The following is a 20,075-nucleotide window of genomic DNA, read 5'->3' as shown; positions in this document are numbered from 1 at the left end:
TTTATTCTTTTGATGATTTTATTAAACGAGCATTTTCTATCAGTTGTATAAACTCGGCCCGGTACCCTTCTTTATCATCGCCTTTACCAGCTTTTGCTAAAGTGAGCAATTCGGCGAAATTAAAATCTTGTAAATATTCAGAATTTCTTAAATACATTCCAAATGTAGCTATAGCAGCCGCAAATTTTAAATCTGTTGATGTTTTTTCAAGAGAAGCATCAGCGGCTATGAAAGGGTGACTCAATAAAATACTTTCTTCGTTTCCCGGATTTTTATAACGCACATTAACCGTCAATAACTCAGCCGAATTTTTGATGCTACCTGCTTCTTGGTATTTTAAATCGTCATCCTTTTTCACAAATGCGCTTTGCACACCTACCGGGATAACTTCATATAAAGCTGTTACCGAGTGGCCAGCACCCATATCGCCAGCATCTTTAGTATCATCAGTAAAATCTTCTTTATTTAACAACTTGTTTTCGTAACCTATTAAACGGTAAGCTTTAACTTTTGATGGATTAAACTCTACCTGTAATTTAACATCCTTGGCTATGGTAAACAGGGTAGAACCAAACTCGTTAACCAACACTTTCTTGGCCTCATTCATATTATCAATATAAGCGTAATTGCCATTTCCTTTATCGGCCAAAGCCTCCATCTTGCTATCTTTTAAATTGCCCATTCCAAAACCTAAAACAGTTAAAAACACACCATCATTTCGGTTTTCCTCAATCAGACGTTGCATTTCAGCATCGCTAGAAGCACCTACGTTAAAATCACCATCGGTAGCTAAAATAACTCGGTTATTGCCGCCTTTAATAAACTGAGAGCGAGCGATTTCATAGGCTTTTTTAATACCTGCACCTCCAGCAGTAGAGCCACCGGCCTCTAATTGCTCTAAGGCAGCTTTAATTTTAGTTTTATCAGCGCCAGAAGTAGCCGGTAATACTACGCCTGCTGCACCAGCATAAACCACTATAGAAACTTTATCTTGCTCGCGAAGTTGATCTGTTAATAGTTTAAAAGCCGTTTTTAGTAAACCCAATCTGCTAGGACCTTGCATAGAGCCAGAAACATCTATCAAGAAAACCAAATTGGCGGCAGGTAAATTATCCGTTGCTATTTGTTTGGCTTTTAAGCCGATTTTTACTAACTGGTGTTTCTTGTTCCAAGGTGCTGTTGTTATCTCTGTTTGGATATGGATAGGATGTTTTCCTTTAGGTGCCGCATAAGGATACTGGAAATAATTTATCAGCTCTTCTATACGTACGGCATCTTTAGGTGGTAACTGTCCGTTTTGGATAAAACGCCTCATATTACTATAAGAAGCAGCATCTACATCAATAGAGAAAGTTGATAGCGGATTGGAGAGCGAAGTTTTAAACCCATTTTCTGAAATGGCCGAGTAAGATTCTGTATTAAAATCTTGTGGAGCATGATGATTCATTATATAATGCTGGGGCGCTAAACCAGCAACCTTTCCGGATACAGCACCTGTCAAATCTCTTTTAGCTACTGCGCCATAACCCATAATTACTACTTCATCTAAGGTATTGCTGTCTTCCTCAAGATAAACCTTAAGCGAGGCTTGCTTTTTGATGACCACTTCTTTTTTTTAAATCCTAAAAAACTAAACGCTAATATCTTATCGTTAGAAGATATAGAAATTTTAAAATATCCCTTGGCATTGGTAAGCGTTCTTTGTTTCGGATTGTTTTTAACCTGAACAGCAACGCCTGGAAGTGGCGTTTTATCAGAACTTTGGTAAACATAACCGCTTATGGTTTTGGTGTTGATTTGGCCGCAAACCCATACCGGGAAAAAGACCATCAGAAATAATGTAAGTGTTTTCATGTTTTAGTTTTTTAGATGAGATGTTATAAAAGCTAAAATTCCATAAGACAGAATAATTTTTATTATTATTGATTTAAAATCTAATACTCCTATTAAACTTGGATACAGCTACAGACCATAAACTGATTATACAGTATAAAAAATCTGGTGACTTAAATGTCTTAGGAGAGCTGTATAAACCTTATATGCCGTTGGTTTATGGTGTGGCTCTAAAATATCTCAAAGATGAGGAGCTTAGTAAAGATACCGTTATCCAGATTTTTGAAGAGCTTATACAAAAAGTAAAAACACACGAAATAAGCTATTTTAAAAGCTGGCTTTATGTGGTTTGTAGAAACTTTTGTTTGATGGCTTTGCGTAAGGCACAGAAAAACATAACCATTTCTTTTGATGATGTGCTTATGGAAAATGAACCTTTTTTGCATCATGAAGATAGCCAAGAGAAAGAGCAAAAGTTAAAAGCAATGGAACGCTGTTTAGAAAGTCTTAATGAGGAGCAAAAATTAAGTGTAGATTTATTCTATCTACAACAAAAGTGTTATGCAGAGGTTGCAACTTTAACAGGTTACGAGTTACAGAAAGTAAAAAGCTATATCCAAAACGGGAAAAGAAATTTAAAAATTTGTATAGAAAAGAACGGTGAATAAGCAACTAACAGATATAGAACTTATACAAAAATACCATCTTAACGAGTTGGATAGCCGTTCTATGCAACAATTAGAGCAAAGAGCACTGGACGACCCTTTTCTTGCCGATGCTTTAGATGGTTTTCAAAACCATCCGCTTCAAGCGAAAGAAATAGCTGATTTAAATGAGCGTTTAGAACAAAGCATTGAGAAACATCAGCGTAAGCAAAAATTTTTAGGCGCTTATACAAGTTGGGCTATTGCGGCTTCTGTTGTGCTACTTATTGGCTTTGTAAGTATTTACCTGAACCAACCTATAGAAAATACGGCTATCAGAATGAAGGATGTGCCCGAGATAACCAAAGTGCCACAAGGCGAGAAAGAAGAAGATAATATCCTTAACGGTGATGCTCAAACGTTAAAAGAGGATGAGAATTTTAAAATCATAGAAGAAAGTCCTGCTGTGGTTACCACCATAAAAAAACCAAAAAGTAAATTTTCTGAGCAAGGTATAGCAGAGCCTATCCCGCTAGAAGCAACACAAAAGAAAGATACTTTAGATTTAGACGAGGTTATAGTTATAGGCTATGGTACAGTAGCTAAAAGAGATATTACTGGTGCTGTAGCTACTTTATCTGGAAGGGCTGCTGGTGTAGCTATACAAAATCCAGAAAGTGCCACTTTAAGTAAAACAGCCTCAGGAGCTAAAGTTTCTGGTAAAGTAGTTGATGAAAACGGCTTGCCTTTGCCTGGTGTACAAATTACCAACCAACAAACTAAGGAGGTAGCGCTTAGCAATGCAGAGGGCGAGTTTTCTATTGCTGCCACACAAGGGCAAACGCTTAACAGTTCTTATTTAGGTTTTTTAGATGAGGATGTAAAGCTGGCTAATCAAAATAAAGTAAACTTCACGTTAAAGGAGGATGAAAAATCACTATCAGAAGTAGTTGTGGTAGGCTATGGTAGTAAAATCAATAAAATTGCTGGTCCGGTTAAAGGCTGGGTTGATTTTAGAAAATACATCAAGGCCAATAATAAATTAGCAGGCTCCAGAGGCGCTGTTGCAGTACAGTTTACCATTATGCCTAATGGCGAGCTTAAAGATTTTAACATCCTTAAAAGTTTGAATAAACTGGCTGATGCCAAAGCTATTGAATTGATTAAAAACTATTCATCGTGGCAAGGCTCATCTAACGGAAAGCCAGAAACTTTTAAAGTAAGTATCAGGTTTAACTAATTAAGACTGTAAGATTTTAAGATAGCTTTCTCTGTCTATCATTTTAGCCCCCATACTTTCTAGATGCGAGGTATGAACCTGACAATCAATAAGTTTAAGCTCTAAATTTTGGCAAAGCCATATCAAAGCCATTTTAGAGGCATTACTTACATGGGCAAACATAGATTCGCCACAGAAAACACCATTGATGAAAACGCCATATAAGCCGCCTACTAATTTATCATCTTTCCAAACCTCAATGGCATGTGCGTAGCCTTTTTCATGAAGGTTGATATAAGCAGCTTGCATATCTTTGGTAATCCAGGTGCCGTCTTGTTCATGACGGTTTATGGTTGCACAGGCGGTAATAACATCAGCGAAAGCTTTATTTAGAGATATTTGAAACTCTTGGCGTTTTAAAATTTGTTTCATGCTTTTGCTGATTTTTACTTCATCAGGAAATAATACAAAGCGCTGGTGTGGGGCATACCAAAGAATAGGAGTATCATCATTAAACCAAGGGAATATACCATTGCTGTAAGCCAGCAGTAAACGCTCAACAGATAAATCTCCGCCTAGGGCGAGTAAACCATCGTCCTCAGCATAAGCTGGATTAGGGAAAACTAAATCTTCACTGAGCTCAAATATCATCTTTGTTACAAAAGTATTTTTATAGGCATTAAACTTAGGGCTTGTTTTGGCTGTCCAAAATTTGGTTTTTATTTATACACTCATACTGCATCTTTTATTAGATAATTTTTTGATTTATTTGGTTAATCTGTTCCTGTGGTTGGGAACAGATTTTTTTATTTATGATAAACCTTGTGTATCTGTACAGAATAATAAAGCCTCAATAACTCGCCAAAAACAATTAAAGGCATCAAGATATTGGTGATGATTTGCCAGTTGACAATATAGGTGAGTAAAGAAATAAATCCGAAAGAGAAAATAAAAAAGATAAGCCTTAGCGGGAGCTGTGCATAATACAACCAAAGTCCTGCTTTTTTAGGAATAGCCAATAAAATTGCCGAAAAAATTAAGGAAAACCAACCCAATAAAAATAGCGTTCTAGAGAAGAATTCTAAACTGGTTAAAACCTCGTTTGATAGCAAAGATTGGTATTGTGTATAAGCTTGCTGTGCCAATAAGATTAAACAAATAACATCTAACAAAGCAAAAAAACGTTGTGTCCAAAGCATAACACGAATATACACTTAAAGGTGGGGGATAAAAAAGGGGGGCTTGGTTTTAGATTTGATTGATTGTTCTCTGACTTGTGCTTTCATTACTTTAACACATCAATTTCTATTAAATCTATACCTTCTTGATAATCATAAAAATATCTACTGCATACTGCACTTTACCCGCTTTTAATAGGGTTATTATGATTTAATGATTAAAAAGAAATGCTGCTTGCATTAATTCTTGTTCTGACCTTGATATTCCAATATTTGATGCTATTTTCCTCCAATTACTAACACTTGCTAATACCTCATCTATGATCACGTCCATTTTCTTATTATCTAGTCTAAAAAAATCACCTACATTTTTAGCTAAATCCATACTCAAGGCGTTATCATCCATATCAATATTAAGCGCCAAGCCATCCTTATCAATAGACGGATTTATATCATAAGCCGGAGAAAGTATCCAACCCTTATCTGTTAATAAAAACCCGTGGTTACGCAAATGATCATCTGTATTAGATATGGCAATATTAAAAACAATCCTTCGCCAAAGCTGATGGAGATTCTGTTCAATATAAACCCCATGGTTTTGGATAAATTCTGCAATATCTAGATAACTTGCGGGTTTGTCTCTAATAGTATCTTCATTATTTCCAGTCATGGTCATGGCAGATGCGAAATGTATACGTTCTGAATAATCCCTATCAAAACGTTTTGTAAAAAAAGTATGATAATTACCTGCTATTTTTCTAATTTACATTGTGCCATATCAATACCAGCTTGTATAGCAAGTTGATAAGCTAAGAATTCCCAAGCGGCTTTATCAAGGGTATCATTTCTGGAAGGAAATTTTGCAATCCACAAACAACCATTTTCATCCAAAATATTTGCTTTAGGTCTAGCCCCGCCTAACGAAGAACCTGGAGCCATTAATATAGCCAACCATTTTTTAAAATCCTTATTTTCGTTATCATTTTCAATACTGTCTACTGCATGCTGTAATTGGCGAATAGATGACCAAGGTGGTGTAGGTGTTTCTTTATTGATATCTAAAAAATCACCTTCTAAGTCGATTTTGAATCGTAAAGCACCCATACGACTCTCATCATAAACGCCGAGTAAATAATCAATCTCATATAAGGTTGGTGCTCTTTCACCTTTTTCTCTGGCTTGTTGTGCAGCCCTTCGTTTCATCAATGTACGCCCCCAAGTATCAGGCATACTATCTAGAAAAAGTCCGAAATTTTCTTTTTGGTTAGGAAATTGCGTCCCTGAATAAAACTGTATATCAGGATCAATTAATTGTTGGTGTTCAGAGTTTATCCAGACATTATCATATTCAAAACTAAATGCCTTTTTTCCTTTAGCGTAATGTGCCGATAATGTCCCTATCAATTTAGGTTCAGTCATTCCTTTCCAATGAGCAAACACGTATATATCAAATTTTTGCTGTGCCATTATCTTGTTATTTCAATAGTTCAAGATCTTGTAGTTTTCTTCCAAAAATATCATCAGCTCCAAGCTTCAGTATATCTTCCTGTAAACCCAAAACACGCAATACATTAAAATAAGCCCCTAAGGCAACGCTTGGATCACCTTTCTCTATCAAATATAAAGTTGAACGAGCTATGTTAGCTCTTTCAGCTACTTGAGTAGTTGTTAGCTTACGACGCTTTCTGGCTAACTTCATATTTTCACCCATTTGACTCAATAGCTGATTATATTTTGGAAAAATAACATGTTTTCTCTTTTCCATTATTTTGATTGTTATTTAAAACAAAAATAACTATAATGATTGAAATAACAATCATTATAGTAAAATACTTATGACGGTATTCAGAGGATGTTTAGTTATTAGGGCGATATCGCCCCCGTAGATTGCGCAAGGTATTTAGCCTAAGACTGTGTATTGGATACTTGTGCCTTGTAATTTCTTTAATTTAGTGTATAGTCAAAGTTTCTGCTTTATAAGGCATAAGAAGCCTTTGCCCGCTTGGCTAGGTCATCATTCTTGCGCCATTGAGGGATAGCACTTCGCACCGCAAATGATTAAACCTGTTGTTAGCGGTTGCTGTTCTTTTTAGTCATATTTACCAGTCGCTTTTAGATATTCCTTTAATCAATTGCTTTAAATAGGAATTTGCCCATTCTTCCATACTTAACTTTATCTCTTTATTTATTAGAATCTGATTGCCTTTTGAAACTATGTAAACAACATTCATATCATATGGGTCAGGAGAGTCTTTACTGGATATGTAGAACTTTCTTTCTTTTCCTTCAGCCCATATTTCCGTTAAACTGCTCGTTGATGGTTCAAATTTTATTTTCCCGTCTTTAAATTGAATGCTAATTCTATAATAGAAAAGATATTTGTACCAGCTCAGACTTCCTTTTATAGATTCCGTGAATCCGTTGATAATTATTGATTCGCCGTCAACGATTGTTAATACTTTGTCTGGATATTTATACATAGAGCTTAAATAAACAAGGGTGCTTTTATATAAGTCATTTTTTTTCTTCCCAGGAAGCTCTATCACTACAAAGTTTTTAGTGGTGTCATTTCCCACAAATCCGTTAGCTTTAAGTTCTATTTTTTCGATGGCGCTTTGTCCGCTAGAGTGGAAAGAGATTGCGATTAGGAGAGCGAATAATAAAAGTTTTTTCATTTTTTGTTTTGGTTTATTGTTAAATTTTGATTCAGGTCGTTGTTTACAGTTACCGCTAACTAGTATATATATCCCATAAACTTGCACAAATACAACATAAAATGGCCGTATCTGCACAAAGTATCATGCTATTATTAAATTTTCTAAATTATCATCCAATTCCATAGGTATTTTTCATAAAGCAGAATTTAATTCTAATAAAGTAAATTTTTATTGAAAGTCAAAAATTAGGATACAGTTTTAATGAGTTTCTATTTTTTATATCTTTGTTAACCTCTTCTATAACATCCTATATCAAAAAGAAATTTTCTTAACACAAGTCCACGTATAGCCCACCTATACCCCACCTTTTATCCACGTTTTATCCATACTTCCTTCGAGGCTTCTTCGCAGCTTCTTCGTGACACCTTCGGAAAAATAGGGCCATTTCCCGAACAAGACCCGAACATGGTACGGAGAAGGTGGAAAGCTTAATCAATCTTTAAAGCTAAAGGCTAAAAGCAGAAAGTTTATATATCATAGGAATTTGATCATCTTCATTGTTCAGTCCATTCTCTATAGAAAAACTTAGAATTGTTTTAACCACAAAGGACACAGAGTTCACAGAGAGCTTTTATAAGTCGACACCCAGTTTTGTGACCTCGGCGTACTCCGTGGTTAAAAAAATAAATCTTATGAGTGGATAGCTTAATCAACCAATCCATCAAAAATCAACCAATCTTATGGGCGGAAAGCTTTAAAGCATCAAGTTAGTTAGCTATAAGCCATAAAAAAAGGGAAGCAAATCTAAAATTGCTTCCCTTTCTAATATTTAGAAAATATGCTTATTAAAATATATAATGGATAATGGCATAAACTAAACCAGCTAAAGTTGCTGATACAGGAATGGTTAAAACCCAAGCCCATATTAAGCTATAAGTAACTCCCCATTTTACAGCAGAGAAACTTTTAGTGATACCTACACCAATAATAGAACCTGTAATGGTATGGGTAGTAGATACCGGGATACCAAAATGCTCGGTAATACCTAAAGTTAAAGCGCCTGCAGTTTCTGCACTTACGCCTTCTAAAGCATTAACTTTAGTGATTTTTGTACCCATGGTTTTTACAATCTTCCAACCACCACTCATGGTACCTAAAGCAATAGCCGCATAACATACAATAGGAATCCACTCTGGCATGGTATCTCCGTTTTGTAAAACGCTGCTAGCAACTAGGGCTACATAAATAATACCCATAACTTTTTGGGCATCATTACCACCATGAGCAAAACTTAATGCTGCTGATGATATTAATTGAAGCCTTTTAAACCATCTTTCTGCAGTTGCAGGTCTGGCGTAGCGAGCTATATTGATGATGATTAAAGTAATGATGATGGATATGGTGGCTCCTATGAGTGGAGCTAACACAATAAAAGAAACTGTTTTTAAGATAGGAGAGATGTTAATGGCTTGTAAGATACCATCTCCTAAAATTAAAGAGTGTGCTATACCAGCACCAGCAAAACCACCAATAAGGGTATGAGATGAACTGGATGGGATACCGTAATACCAGGTTAACAAATTCCAACCTATTGCGGCAGAAAGACCTGCTAAAATAACCTCTAGCGTTATATAGTCTTCTACAACTGTTTTAGCTATGGTATTGGCTACTTTATGATCTGTAAAGTAAAAATATGCAGCAAAATTAAAAGTTGCTGCCCAAAGTACAGCCTGAAAAGGCGTTAGTACCTTGGTTGATACTATAGTAGCAATAGAGTTTGCTGCATCATGGAAACCATTGATGTAGTCAAAAATTATAGCCATTATAATAACAATAACAAGAAGTGTAGTTACCATTAGATTTGTTTAAGAATAAATAAACTTATGCGTTTTTAACCAAGATTGATTCTAATACATTAGCTACATCCTCGCACATATCTGTTGCGGTTTCTAATGCCGATAAAACCTCTTTGTATTTAATGATGGTTTTAGCATCATCTTCATAATCAAAAAGATCTCCTACTGCTTTGTCAAAAACGTAATCTGCTTGGTTTTCTATGCTGTTAATTCTTACACAAGAATCAGTAATCACACGGATGTTTTTTAAATTCTTAAGCTCTTTAACCGCTTTTTCTACATCCACACAACCTTGTTTCACTAAATCAGCTAATTTCTTAATAGGCTCTGTCATTTCTGTAACGTTGTACAATAACATTCTGTTAGCAGAACCATGGATATAATCTGCAATATCATCTAAAGCAGAAGCTAAAGCATGGATATCTTCTCTATCAAAAGGAGTGATAAAGGTTTTGCTTAGCTCTAAATAAATTTGGTGAGTAATTTCATCGCCTTTATGCTCAAGATTTTCTATGCTTTTGTAATAAGGTTCTCTTAATGCTTCCGGAGAATTTACTAGGCCTTCCAGTTGGTTAGCCATGTCTATAAGGTTTGCACTTGCTTTTTCGAAAAGAGGAAAAAACTTTCTGTCTTTAGGAATGAAATAAGAAAAAATATTGTTCATTTCTTGTATTAGCTTTAGATTACAAAGCTAACATCCCAATGTTAAGTAATTGTTAATTTTTAGTTTACTACTTAACATAGATTATGGGAAAGGTAACAAAGAATCTTTGGCTCTTTCTAAGGTAAAACCAAAGGTAGAACCTAAGCCCGTAGTACTTCTTACATGTATGGTTTGGTTATGTGCTTCTACAATATGCTTCACAATAGCTAAACCTAAGCCAGAACCACCAATTTGTCTTGACCTGCTGGAGTCTGTTCTGTAAAATCTTTCAAATAAACGTGGTAGGTATTTCTCCTCAATACCAATTCCGTTATCGGTAATTTCTATTAAAATTTGCTCATGCATCTCAAATATGGTGATAGAGGTACTACCATATTCTTTACCATATTTAAAGGAGTTATCTATCAAATTCACTAAAACCTGCCTAATTTTTTCCCTATCTGCATTTACAAAGGTGGGTTGTTGATATTTTTCTTTAAAAGTTAGGCTGATGTGATATTTCTGAGCTTTTAGCTCTAACGCTTCCATAACTTCTTTGATGAGTATGGTAACATCAAATTTTTGGTAATTGATTGGGATGTCTCCACTTTCTAGCTTAGATATTTCATTTAAATCTTTAATCAGAAAGCTAAGTCTTTCAACATTTCTAGATACTTTATTTAAAAATTGTTTAGCTAACTCGGGGTCTTCCAAAGCACCATCCTGTAAAGCATCCACATAACCTTCAATAGCAAATAGTGGTGTTTTAAACTCATGTGAAATGTTTGATAGAAATTCTCTCCTAAATTTTTCCTGCTTTTTTAAATCGTCTATTTCGGTTTTTTTATCTCTTGCCCATTCTTTTACTTCTTGCTCAACATCGTTTATGGGGTCCGGACTTACATATTCACCCAAAGCATCTTTAAGGTCTTTACCCAATTTTAAGTTGTGTATAAGCTTATAAATGATTTTGATTTTAGAGTAAACGTATTTTTCTATCAGGAGGTAAAAAACCAAATAACTTACGCAGGTAGATATCCCCATACTGATACTGAAGTAATACCAGCTATGCTGAAAGTAATAATTTACTATCCCGATAGAGATACCAACAGCCAATGCATTCAAAAATACGAGGGTGCGTAATTTCATAGTGCAATATAATTATTTTGATAAAGCTATATGTTAAATTTTGGTTAAGATGAGTGGTTAATATTTCTAATTTAAGTAAAATAAATAAATTTTGAATTATGATTAAATTAATTATTTTAAAGATTTAAAATTATCTTTTTTAGATTTTATTTTAATATTTATTTTATTTTTATTAATTTAATGATAGTGAAAACATATTGATGACACTTGTAAAAGCATCATAAGCGGTCTTGCGAAAAGCGTTAAGAGTAGCGAAATTTAAATCTACATTTATGTTAAAAATTACTAAAAAAGCCGTAATTGGCATTATTTTACCATTAGCCATTTTATCAACTTCTGTTTATGGTTATGAAGAAGTATCAGGAGAAATAACAGGCTGTACTGATTATTTCGAAATAAAAATTTTTGGGTTGAGAATTTTACGCAAGTACACGAATGAATGTCATTCTAATCCAGATGGTCAATGGGATTGGTTTGGATTGAGTTAATTTGAAGTGCCTACATACGTAGGCACCTTTATATTTAATTTATTATAATGAAAAAAGTTTTAGCATTTTTAATTATTATTCTAATAATTTTTAATCAAAAGTCTTATGCTCAAAATCCTATATCACTAAAAGAAGTAAGAGTTTACCCTAAGGAATTTGTTATCAGTTTAATCCAAAAGATGAAAGCTAAAACGAATAATAACCTCTCTAAAGAATTTCTGAATTTAAAAATTAATGCAGAGGCTATTAGAAATAATTCAGATACTGTGATTTTGATAAACCAAATTGGAAATTTCCAATTAAAAGCCTTACATAATAGAAATTATAAGTTTATAGATTTAAATGGGGAAAGCTTTTATAATAACACCTTTTTTAGTACAAATGATTTTAGTAGCCTTTTAAGATATGGTTCTTTTTATGGGAGATTAAATAAACTTTTTGAACTAGACTCGTACAAATTTCTAAATGATTTTAATAGTTATAAGTACGATGTTTATGTAAAAGAAAACTATTACTTAATTTCATTTAGCTCTGATACTTATACAGGAGATTTTAGTTTAGACACTTTAACGCATAATTTGCTACATCTCAACTATAATTTAATCAAACCACTTAGAGAGAAAACTCAAGGAACTAAAATAGGAACTCCTAAATATATTATTGAAAAAGCAAATATTCTAGAATCAATAGATGAGGCTTACATGACTTTTAAACAAAACAGCAAAGGTAAAATCACTTTAAATACCTTAGAATCAAGAGTTTTATTCGATGAGTTTGAAATATTTAAGTTTCATCAAAATAAAGAAAACAAATTGAAATATACCGGAAGGTTTAAATTCGAATCTTTTATTAGGATGAAAGCTGTAACCCCTTTCATGAAATAAAAAAACCCGTTCCATACCTGTAGGTACAAAACGGGTCTTAGCAAAAATTCTATAAAATATTACGCCAATAATCTAATAGGCGCTTCTAATAAACCTTTTAATGTTTGTAAGAAAGCGGCTCCGGTAGCGCCATCAATTACCCTATGGTCGCAACCTAGGGTTAATTTCATGACATTTCCTGGAACAACCGCACCATTTTTAACTACAGGAACTTGTTGTATAGCTCCAACAGATAAAATAGCCCCGTCTGGAGAGTTAATGATAGATGTAAATTCATCTATACCAAACATCCCTAAGTTAGAAACCGTGAAAGTAGAACCTTCCCAGTCTGATGGTTGTAATTTCTTAGCTTTTGCTTTTTGTGCATAGTCTTTAACTTCGGCAGATATTTGAGATAAGCTCTTGCCATCTGCAAAACGCACTACTGGCACCAATAAGCCATCTTCTACAGCCATTGCAACACCAATATTGGTATGCTCGTTAAAACGTATTTTATCTCCTCTGAAAGAAGAATTTACAGCAGGATGTTGTTTTAATGCAACCGCAACCGCTTTGATAACGATATCATTGAATGATACTTTTACTGGTGCTACTGCATTAATTTGCGTACGAGCAGCCATAGCGCCATCCATATCAATACTGATAGTTAAGTAGAAGTGTGGTGCAGTGAATAAAGATTCGCCTAAACGTTTCGCAATTACTTTACGCATTTGCGACATTGGTTTTTCGGTAAATTTCTCTTCGCCAACAAAAGTAGGAATAACTACTTGCGGTGCTGATGCTTCTTTTGAAGCTCCTTCTGCTTTAGCAGCTGGTTTATAATCTTCTACGTCTTTTTTAACAATACGGCCGCCTTCAGCACTTCCTTTAATTTCTGATAAGCTAATGCCTTTCTCTTGCGCTATTTTTTTAGCTAGAGGAGAAGCTTTAACTCTGCTATCATCTGATGATGATGCTTCCTCTTTAACAGGAGCAGAAGTTGTAGCTTCAGCAGCAACTTGAGCTGGCTCTGCAGATTTTTCTTTCTTTGCAGCACCACCTTTACCTGCTTTTAATAAAGGTTGTATATCTGTACCTTCTTTACCAACAATAGCAATAATATCATTTACTTGGGCAGCTTTACCTTCTTCAACACCAATATATAAAAGTGTACCTTCTTCATAACCTACTACTTCCATGGTAGCTTTATCAGTCTCTACATCAGCTAAAGAATCATCAGCTTTAACTTTGTCTCCAACTTTAAAGTTCCATTTATTGATAACACCTTCTGTCATGGTATCACTTAAAAGTGGCATACGAATAACAGCAGCAGGTATACCAGAAACATCAACATCTTCTTCGTCAGCAGCTACAGGCGCAGCAGCTTCTTCTTTTTGCTCTTCGGCTTTTGCAGTTCCTGAACCTTCTAATACTGATTTATAATCTTCACCAGCTTCGCCAATGATTGCAATAAGAGCATCAACCGGAACAGCATTACCTTCCTCTACACCAATATATAGAAGTGTACCTTCTTGGAAAGATTCAAAATCCATAGTTGCTTTGTCTGTTTCAATTTCTGCAACTACATCACCTGCTTTTATTTTATCACCAACTTTCTTATGCCATTTAGCTAATACCCCTTCACTCATGGTATCGCTCATTTTAGGCATTTTTATTGCTTCAGCCATTATATTTTAAGTATTAATACGGTTATTTAAAAATAGAAACCGGATATAGGATAAGCTCCTACATCCGGTTATAAAATCTTAGTCTTTGATAAATGGATAGTTTTCCTGTACATAAACATCAGTAAATAATTCTGATGGATCTGGCCAAGGAGATTCTTCAGCAAATTTTACTGCTTCTTCTATCTGATTTTTAATTTTAGCTGCTACGTCATCAAACCAAGCTTGGTCTGCCCACTTCTCTTTTTCAATTTTAGCTTTTACAACTTCAATAGGGTCTTTAGCTTTGTATTCTTCAACCTCTTCTTTGGTTCTGTATTTCTGAGGATCAGACATAGAGTGACCTTTATATCTGTATGTTCTTATTTCTAAGAAAGTTGGTCCTTCGCCTCTTCTAGCTCTTTGAACGGCTTCATCCATTGCGTTATGTACTGCAACAGGGTCCATACCATCAACAGGAGCACATGGCATTTCATAACCAAGTCCTAATTTATAGATATCTGTTGTGTTAGATGTTCTTGCTACAGAAGTACCCATAGCATAACCATTATTCTCAACAACAAATATCACGGGTAATTTCCATAGCATAGCCATGTTAAATGTTTCGTTTAATGAGCCTTGGCGTACAGCACCATCGCCCATATAGCAAACATTTACATTATCTGTTCCTAAATATTGTTCTGCAAACGCAAGTCCGGCACCTAGTGGAATTTGACCTCCAACAATACCATGACCACCATAGAATTTATTTTCTTTATCGAAGAAGTGCATAGAACCACCTTTTCCTTTAGAACAGCCTGTTGCTTTTCCGTACATCTCTGCCATAGCAGCGTTTGGAGACATTCCTTTTGCAATAGGATGAGCGTGATCTCTATAAGCGGTTATTAAGCTATCATCTTTTTTGGTAGCAGACATGGTACCAGCTATGACAGCTTCTTGTCCGATGTATAAGTGGCAAAAACCTCTTATCTTTTGCTGTCCGTATAATTGCCCTGCTTTTTCTTCGAACCTTCTTAGTAGAAGCATTAATTCATACCAGTAAAGGTATGTTTCTTTGGTTATCGCAACTGAACTCATTCGTTATTATATCTAATTAATATAGGAAAGCAAATCTATTAATATATCAACAAATAAAAAACCTATAAGGTAGTAATTTTTACTATTTTACATATCTATTGTTAAAAATTGTTAAAAGTTTAGTAATATTGTTGGAAAGGCAGTAGATAAGGCTTACTTTTGTCCCGCTGCAAAATAATATTTTGTAAAGGTCGTTAGAGACAAACGTTCAACCCTAAAAAATATATTTGAATGAAGAAAATCATGATTTTAATACTCCTAGCTAGTTTTTCGCTAAATAGTATTGCCCAAAATTCTAAATCTACCTCTTCAAATAGCGCTTCCAAACAAGAAATTTCAGATCCTGATAATTTAGCAAGCCAGTTTTTCTCGCAAGTTATGGGTGTGGCTATATCTGCTACATCAAACACCAAAATGTACCAATTTATTTATGATTGGTTAGGTACCCCTTACCGTTTAGGTGGAGATACGCAAAAAGGTGTAGACTGCTCTGGTTTTGCTTTCCAGTTATACGAGAAGACTTTTAACACCATGATTGGAAGCAATTCTAGAAATATCTTCAGTATGGTAAACCCTATAAGTAAGGTTGAATTGAAAGAAGGAGATTTGGTATTCTTTAAAATCAAAAGTAAATCTATCAGCCATGTAGGTGTTTATATTGGTGATAATAAATTTGCCCACGCATCTTCTAGCAAAGGTGTTATGATTAGTAATTTAAACGAGCCTTACTGGCAGAGATACTTCTACAAAGGCGGAAGATTACTAGAATCAATTAAAGATAAAATGCAAAACTAAAATATTGTAATCCTGCTCAACAGCAGGATTTTTTATTTCTACGCTATTCTGCTTATGAAAACCGTTAATCTTGTCTTAGGATATTTATTTATCCTTTTTTCGTTTATTCCCTTTGTCAGACATGATTACTGGATATTTAGGGTGTTTGAGTATCCTCGCTTTCAAAAGTTATTGATTAGTTTATTCCTGTTTTTTACGTTTATCATTTTCTTTAATCAGCATGGTGTATGGGATTATACCTTTCTTGGTTTATCTGTTATCAATAACCTATATCTTTTCTATTTGGTTTACCCTTTTACTCTTGTAAGTAAAAAGCAAATTCAAACCAATCTTGAAGGTCAAGAATCGCATATCAGTATCTTGATATTTAATGTCTTACAAGACAATACAGATTACAGCATCATTAAGCAGATTCAACAATTTAAGCCTGATGTTTTATGCTTTGTGGAAGCCAACCAAAGGTGGACAGATAAACTAAAAGCTGAAACCGAGAAGGACTATCCTCACCAGATTTTATGTCCGTTAGAGAATACTTACGGGATGATTTTCTTTTCTAAACTACCTTTAGAGGATGCTCAAGTTCATTTTATGGTTAAGGATGATGTACCATCCATAAGTGTAAAAGTTATTTTAGCAGACGGAAATAGAATCCAATTATATTGTGTGCACCCCGAGCCACCTGTTCCGCAAGAAAACCCACGCTCTACAGCCCGAGATAAGGAATTGCTAATGATAGGAAAATGGGCTAAGGAGCAAAAATTGCCTGTAATTGTGATGGGAGATTTGAATGATGTTGCCTGGAGTTATACAACAGAGTTGTTTTGTAGAACCTCTGAATTGTTAGACCCCAGGAAGGGAAGAGGCTTTTTTAATACTTTTAATGCAAAGAGTTACATTTTACGCTTTCCACTAGACCATATTTTTTGCTCTAAAGAATTTATGGTGAATAGGATAAAACGTTTACCTTATGCTGGCTCAGACCATTTCCCCATGTTTATAGATTTAGCGCTTAAACCCGCTTCAAGTTATTTGAATGAGGAAGAAAAAGCAAGCTCAGAGGAAAAGGAAATGGTAGAAGAAAAGATAAATAAAGAGGTTATTTCTTAGTTATTTAGAAGTATCAGCCGTTGTTCTCACCAAACTTATACCGGTAAAGAAAAATATAACCCCCAATATACCAACTACAATTAAGCTTCTGGTATCAGCAGATTGCTGTATAACATTTACTGCTGTATAAATTAAGCCAATAATTCCTAAAATGGTTAATATAGTTCCGAAGGTTCTTTTAATGTTCATGATGTTGTTTTTACAGCATCATAAACAAAATATCGGCCATAATTTTAAAGCTTAATTTCTTCTTCTTTACTGCTTAAGAAATGGAATTCTGTTAAATGGTAAGATGATATGGCTTTAACCTTAACCCATTGGTTATATTTAAAGAACCATTTCACTTGTTTAGAGAATAAACCTTTTTTAATAAAAGCTTCTATGTATGGATGCACACAAAGCGTGATACCTTTCTCGGCTTGTTCGTTTAAAATATAGTCTAGGTTACTTTCTATATCATCAAGCAAAACAATACTGGCTTTAATTTCTCCTGTACCATCGCAAGTTGGGCATTTTTCGCTCGTCACGATATTCATTTCTGGTCTTACCCTTTGACGAGTAATTTGAACTAGACCAAATTTACTAGGAGGTAAGATGGTATGCTTAGCTCTATCGTGGTTCATTTCTGCCTTCAAGAAATCAAACAGTTCTTTTCTGTTTGGCGCTTTGTGCATGTCGATAAAATCTATGACTACAATGCCGCCCATATCTCTTAACCTCAGCTGTCTGGCAATTTCTTTGGCTGCTTCTTTATTAACTTGTAAAGCGTTTTCTTCCTGATTTTCTGGGTTGGCTGTTCTGTTACCGCTGTTTACATCAATAACATGTAGCGCTTCTGTATGCTCTACCACTAAATAAGCACCACCAGCAAGATTTACCGTTTTACCAAATGAACCTTTAATTTGTTTCTCGATACCAAAATGTTCGAAAATAGGTTCTTTACCTTTGTAAAGCTTTACAATTTTCTCCATCTCCGGAGAAATCTCATGTACATAAGATTTTACTTCTTCGTAAATAGCAGGGTCATTTACATGAACATGAGTAAAATCAGCATTTAGTATATCTCTTAAGATGGTTGATGCTCTACCCATCTCGCCTAAAATTCTTTTAGATGGCTCTGTTGAAGGAAGTTTTTTCATGAAAGACTCCCACTTAGAAACCAAGTCTAAAATATCTTTTTGTATTTCTGTTACTCCTTTTTTCTCAGAAACTGTTCTGATGATAACCCCAAAGTTTTTTGGTTTTATACCTTCCACAATTTTTCTGAGTCTTGTACGCTCTGTATTACTTTTTATCTTTTTAGAGATAGAAATAACATCAGAAAAAGGTACTAAAACAACAAATCTTCCGGCAATAGAAAGGTCTGAACTTAAGCGAGGACCTTTTGTAGAAATAGGCTCTTTTGCAATTTGAACAGGTAAAAGTGTATTTTTAGTTAATACAGTAGATATTTTACCAGACTTATCTATATCTGTTTCTTTCTTGAAATTTGATAACAAATAATCGTTAAAATTGCCATTACGAGCCACCTTCGTTAATTTTAACAAAGTCTGTACTTGTGGACCAAGATCCAAATAATGCAAAAAGGCATCCTTCTCGTAACCAACATCAACAAAAGCAGCATTTAAACCGGGCATTATTTTTTAATGCGACCCAGATAAATATCGCCAACAGCATAGTTGTTGTTGACTTGCTCTTTGTTTAATTCTACGAGTTGTTTGTCTTGCAGTAATGCAATAGTTACCCCAATTGGGGTAGAATTAATGATTAACTCCTTTACCAATAGCTAATTTTTAGAAAGCTCAAATATAGAACTTTAATCTACAAAGGAAATTTTTAGGAAATGTGATGAAAACAGAAAACACAAAGCTCTTTTGTTTATGAAAAGAGCATCGTGTTAAGCGTTCAAGAAATTATTTTTTCTTGTGTCTGTTTTTTCTTAAACGTTTTTTACGTTTATGAGTAGCCATTTTATGTCTTTTTCTTTTTTTACCGCTTGGCATAATCTTAAATTTTATGTTATCTAATTACTTAATTCTTTTATTTTTCTATCAACAAAGTTTGTTAAACCTGGGTCTGCAGCAAGCGCTTTACTTTTTTCGTAAGCGGCTATTGCTTCTTTTTTCATCCCTAAGTTTTCATAACTGGTTGCTAAATAGAAGTAGGCTTCCGGCTTAGGATCAACTGCTATAACTGTTTTAAAACGGTCTACAGCTTTGTTAAACTGACCAGATTTCATAGAAAACAAGCCTAGGTTCAAATTTGCGCTTAAGTTTTTTGGGTCTTTTTGTACCACAGCAAGCAACATTTGTATTCCTTGCATTGGACTTTTACCTTCACTAACATAAGCTACACCTAAACCGGTTTGAGCTTCTAAACTTTCTTTGTTAAGCTCTAATGCTTTTGAATAGGCATTTTTCGCTTTTTCTATCAATCCCGGAATCGCAGTGGTATCACTATAATTCTGATAACCTTCAGTAAATTTATCTCCTGCTTTTAACCAGTTTTCTAAGGCTGGTTGTTTCGTAGCAATAGCTTCATAAGCAAAAGCTGCAGGTAAAGGCTGATTTACATCTTCCCATTTCTGAGCTAACTGTTTTTGTAATGCTACAGCTTCATCATCAGAAGCGCCTTTTAACTCTTTTTCAAGTTTTTCTATCTCTGCTGCTAAACTAACATTAATATTTTGTTTCGCGGCAGCGCTGATACTTTCTTGTGAAACCGAAGAAACCGCAGCACCTGAAGTTGCTGTAGCGGTATTACCTTCTTGAACCTCAGAAGCATCTTCTTGTTTTACTAAGCCTTTAATATCAAGACTCAACAATATACCCATCAACACCACTACACTACCTATTACAATATATTGTTTAGTCTTCATAAT

21 protein-coding genes and 1 pseudogene are annotated in these 20,075 nt (G+C 34.6%); 6 read left to right on the top strand and 16 right to left on the bottom strand.

Annotated elements, in window-relative coordinates; genetic code table 11:
• Nucleotide 1: 1 nt before the first annotated feature.
• Nucleotides 2-1,606 (bottom strand): vWA domain-containing protein, encoded by a 1,605-nt coding sequence (locus FYC62_RS13280; protein ID WP_240534733.1) that lies wholly within the window; start codon nucleotides 1,604-1,606, stop codon nucleotides 2-4.
• A complete protein-coding gene (locus FYC62_RS17680; protein WP_240534732.1) occupies nucleotides 1,546-1,854 on the bottom strand; it encodes a carboxypeptidase-like regulatory domain-containing protein in 309 nt (102 codons plus the stop codon). Before FYC62_RS17680 ends, FYC62_RS13280 begins: the two co-directional genes overlap by 61 nt.
• A gap of 98 nt (nucleotides 1,855-1,952) precedes the next feature.
• Here FYC62_RS17680 and FYC62_RS13275 point away from each other — a divergent pair, with 98 nt between their 5' ends.
• Together FYC62_RS13275 and FYC62_RS13270 are read left to right on the top strand one after the other, a co-directional pair.
• On the top strand, nucleotides 1,953-2,501 hold the full coding sequence (locus tag FYC62_RS13275; protein ID WP_240534731.1) for an RNA polymerase sigma factor: 549 nt from the start codon (nucleotides 1,953-1,955) through the stop codon (nucleotides 2,499-2,501).
• Nucleotides 2,494-3,717: a TonB family protein gene (locus FYC62_RS13270; protein WP_149075285.1), complete on the top strand. Its 1,224-nt coding sequence runs from the start codon at nucleotides 2,494-2,496 to the stop codon at nucleotides 3,715-3,717. The genes FYC62_RS13275 and FYC62_RS13270 overlap by 8 nt, the downstream gene beginning before the upstream one ends.
• Here FYC62_RS13270 and aat read toward each other — a convergent pair whose 3' ends face one another.
• The 9 genes from aat to FYC62_RS13230 all read right to left on the bottom strand — a co-directional run bounded on the left by aat (nucleotide 3,718) and on the right by FYC62_RS13230 (nucleotide 11,179).
• On the bottom strand, nucleotides 3,718-4,347 hold the full coding sequence (gene aat, locus FYC62_RS13265; RefSeq protein ID WP_149075284.1) for a leucyl/phenylalanyl-tRNA--protein transferase: 630 nt from the start codon (nucleotides 4,345-4,347) through the stop codon (nucleotides 3,718-3,720).
• 155 nt (nucleotides 4,348-4,502) lie between these two features.
• Complete coding sequence (locus FYC62_RS13260) at nucleotides 4,503-4,895, bottom strand: hypothetical protein (protein ID WP_149075283.1); 393 nt, start codon at nucleotides 4,893-4,895, stop codon at nucleotides 4,503-4,505.
• 190 nt (nucleotides 4,896-5,085) lie between these two features.
• On the bottom strand, nucleotides 5,086-5,568 hold the full coding sequence (locus FYC62_RS17870) for a type II toxin-antitoxin system HipA family toxin (RefSeq protein WP_262713593.1): 483 nt from the start codon (nucleotides 5,566-5,568) through the stop codon (nucleotides 5,086-5,088).
• Between the two features lie 56 nt (nucleotides 5,569-5,624).
• Nucleotides 5,625-6,341 (bottom strand): type II toxin-antitoxin system HipA family toxin, encoded by a 717-nt coding sequence (locus FYC62_RS17865; RefSeq protein ID WP_262713568.1) that lies wholly within the window; start codon nucleotides 6,339-6,341, stop codon nucleotides 5,625-5,627.
• A gap of 7 nt (nucleotides 6,342-6,348) precedes the next feature.
• Nucleotides 6,349-6,639, bottom strand: a complete 291-nt coding sequence (locus tag FYC62_RS13250; protein WP_149075282.1) for a helix-turn-helix transcriptional regulator — start codon at nucleotides 6,637-6,639, stop codon at nucleotides 6,349-6,351.
• A 334-nt stretch (nucleotides 6,640-6,973) separates the two neighbouring features.
• On the bottom strand, nucleotides 6,974-7,549 hold the full coding sequence (locus FYC62_RS13245) for a DUF4468 domain-containing protein (protein WP_149075281.1): 576 nt from the start codon (nucleotides 7,547-7,549) through the stop codon (nucleotides 6,974-6,976).
• A gap of 827 nt (nucleotides 7,550-8,376) precedes the next feature.
• Nucleotides 8,377-9,387 (bottom strand): inorganic phosphate transporter, encoded by a 1,011-nt coding sequence (locus FYC62_RS13240; RefSeq protein WP_149075280.1) that lies wholly within the window; start codon nucleotides 9,385-9,387, stop codon nucleotides 8,377-8,379.
• A 25-nt stretch (nucleotides 9,388-9,412) separates the two neighbouring features.
• The gene (locus tag FYC62_RS13235; RefSeq protein ID WP_149075279.1) at nucleotides 9,413-10,051 is read right to left on the bottom strand and encodes a DUF47 domain-containing protein; all 639 of its coding nucleotides are present in this window, start codon (nucleotides 10,049-10,051) and stop codon (nucleotides 9,413-9,415) included.
• A gap of 81 nt (nucleotides 10,052-10,132) precedes the next feature.
• Complete coding sequence (locus FYC62_RS13230; protein WP_149075278.1) at nucleotides 10,133-11,179, bottom strand: sensor histidine kinase; 1,047 nt, start codon at nucleotides 11,177-11,179, stop codon at nucleotides 10,133-10,135.
• 272 nt (nucleotides 11,180-11,451) lie between these two features.
• On the opposite strand from FYC62_RS13230, the gene FYC62_RS13225 reads away from it, so the two are divergent.
• Nucleotides 11,452-11,667, top strand: coding sequence for a hypothetical protein (locus FYC62_RS13225; protein ID WP_149075277.1), 216 nt, complete (start codon nucleotides 11,452-11,454; stop codon nucleotides 11,665-11,667).
• 47 nt (nucleotides 11,668-11,714) lie between these two features.
• Nucleotides 11,715-12,551, top strand: coding sequence for a hypothetical protein (locus FYC62_RS13220; RefSeq protein WP_149075276.1), 837 nt, complete (start codon nucleotides 11,715-11,717; stop codon nucleotides 12,549-12,551).
• 59 nt (nucleotides 12,552-12,610) lie between these two features.
• Here FYC62_RS13220 and FYC62_RS13215 read toward each other — a convergent pair whose 3' ends face one another.
• On the bottom strand, nucleotides 12,611-14,218 hold the full coding sequence (locus FYC62_RS13215; protein WP_149075275.1) for a pyruvate dehydrogenase complex dihydrolipoamide acetyltransferase: 1,608 nt from the start codon (nucleotides 14,216-14,218) through the stop codon (nucleotides 12,611-12,613).
• 78 nt (nucleotides 14,219-14,296) lie between these two features.
• A complete protein-coding gene (gene pdhA / locus FYC62_RS13210; RefSeq protein WP_039454083.1) occupies nucleotides 14,297-15,292 on the bottom strand; it encodes a pyruvate dehydrogenase (acetyl-transferring) E1 component subunit alpha in 996 nt (331 codons plus the stop codon).
• Nucleotides 15,293-15,523: 231 nt separating this feature from the next.
• On the opposite strand from pdhA, the gene FYC62_RS13205 reads away from it, so the two are divergent.
• The gene (locus FYC62_RS13205; protein ID WP_149075274.1) at nucleotides 15,524-16,087 is read left to right on the top strand and encodes a C40 family peptidase; all 564 of its coding nucleotides are present in this window, start codon (nucleotides 15,524-15,526) and stop codon (nucleotides 16,085-16,087) included.
• 171 nt (nucleotides 16,088-16,258) lie between these two features.
• Nucleotides 16,259-17,194 carry an endonuclease/exonuclease/phosphatase family protein gene (locus FYC62_RS13200; RefSeq protein ID WP_240534730.1) on the top strand — a complete coding sequence of 312 codons (936 nt, stop codon included), beginning with the start codon at nucleotides 16,259-16,261 and terminating at the stop codon, nucleotides 17,192-17,194.
• On the opposite strand, the gene FYC62_RS13195 is transcribed toward FYC62_RS13200, so the two are convergent.
• The 3 genes and pseudogenes from FYC62_RS13195 to FYC62_RS13185 form a co-directional block, all read right to left on the bottom strand.
• Nucleotides 17,195-17,383 carry a hypothetical protein gene (locus tag FYC62_RS13195; protein ID WP_039454090.1) on the bottom strand — a complete coding sequence of 63 codons (189 nt, stop codon included), beginning with the start codon at nucleotides 17,381-17,383 and terminating at the stop codon, nucleotides 17,195-17,197.
• Between the two features lie 44 nt (nucleotides 17,384-17,427).
• Nucleotides 17,428-18,977: pseudogene (locus FYC62_RS13190) on the bottom strand (Rne/Rng family ribonuclease).
• Between the two features lie 240 nt (nucleotides 18,978-19,217).
• Entirely contained in the window at nucleotides 19,218-20,072 is an 855-nt protein-coding gene (locus tag FYC62_RS13185; RefSeq protein WP_205943724.1) for a tetratricopeptide repeat protein, read from the bottom strand.
• Between the last annotated feature and the right edge of the window lie 3 nt (nucleotides 20,073-20,075).

Source organism: Pedobacter aquae (assembly GCF_008195825.1).
GTDB lineage: Bacteria > Bacteroidota > Bacteroidia > Sphingobacteriales > Sphingobacteriaceae > Pseudopedobacter > Pseudopedobacter aquae.
The sequence above is the reverse complement of the archived record's forward strand: the minus strand, read 5'-3'. Positions and strand labels throughout refer to the sequence as shown.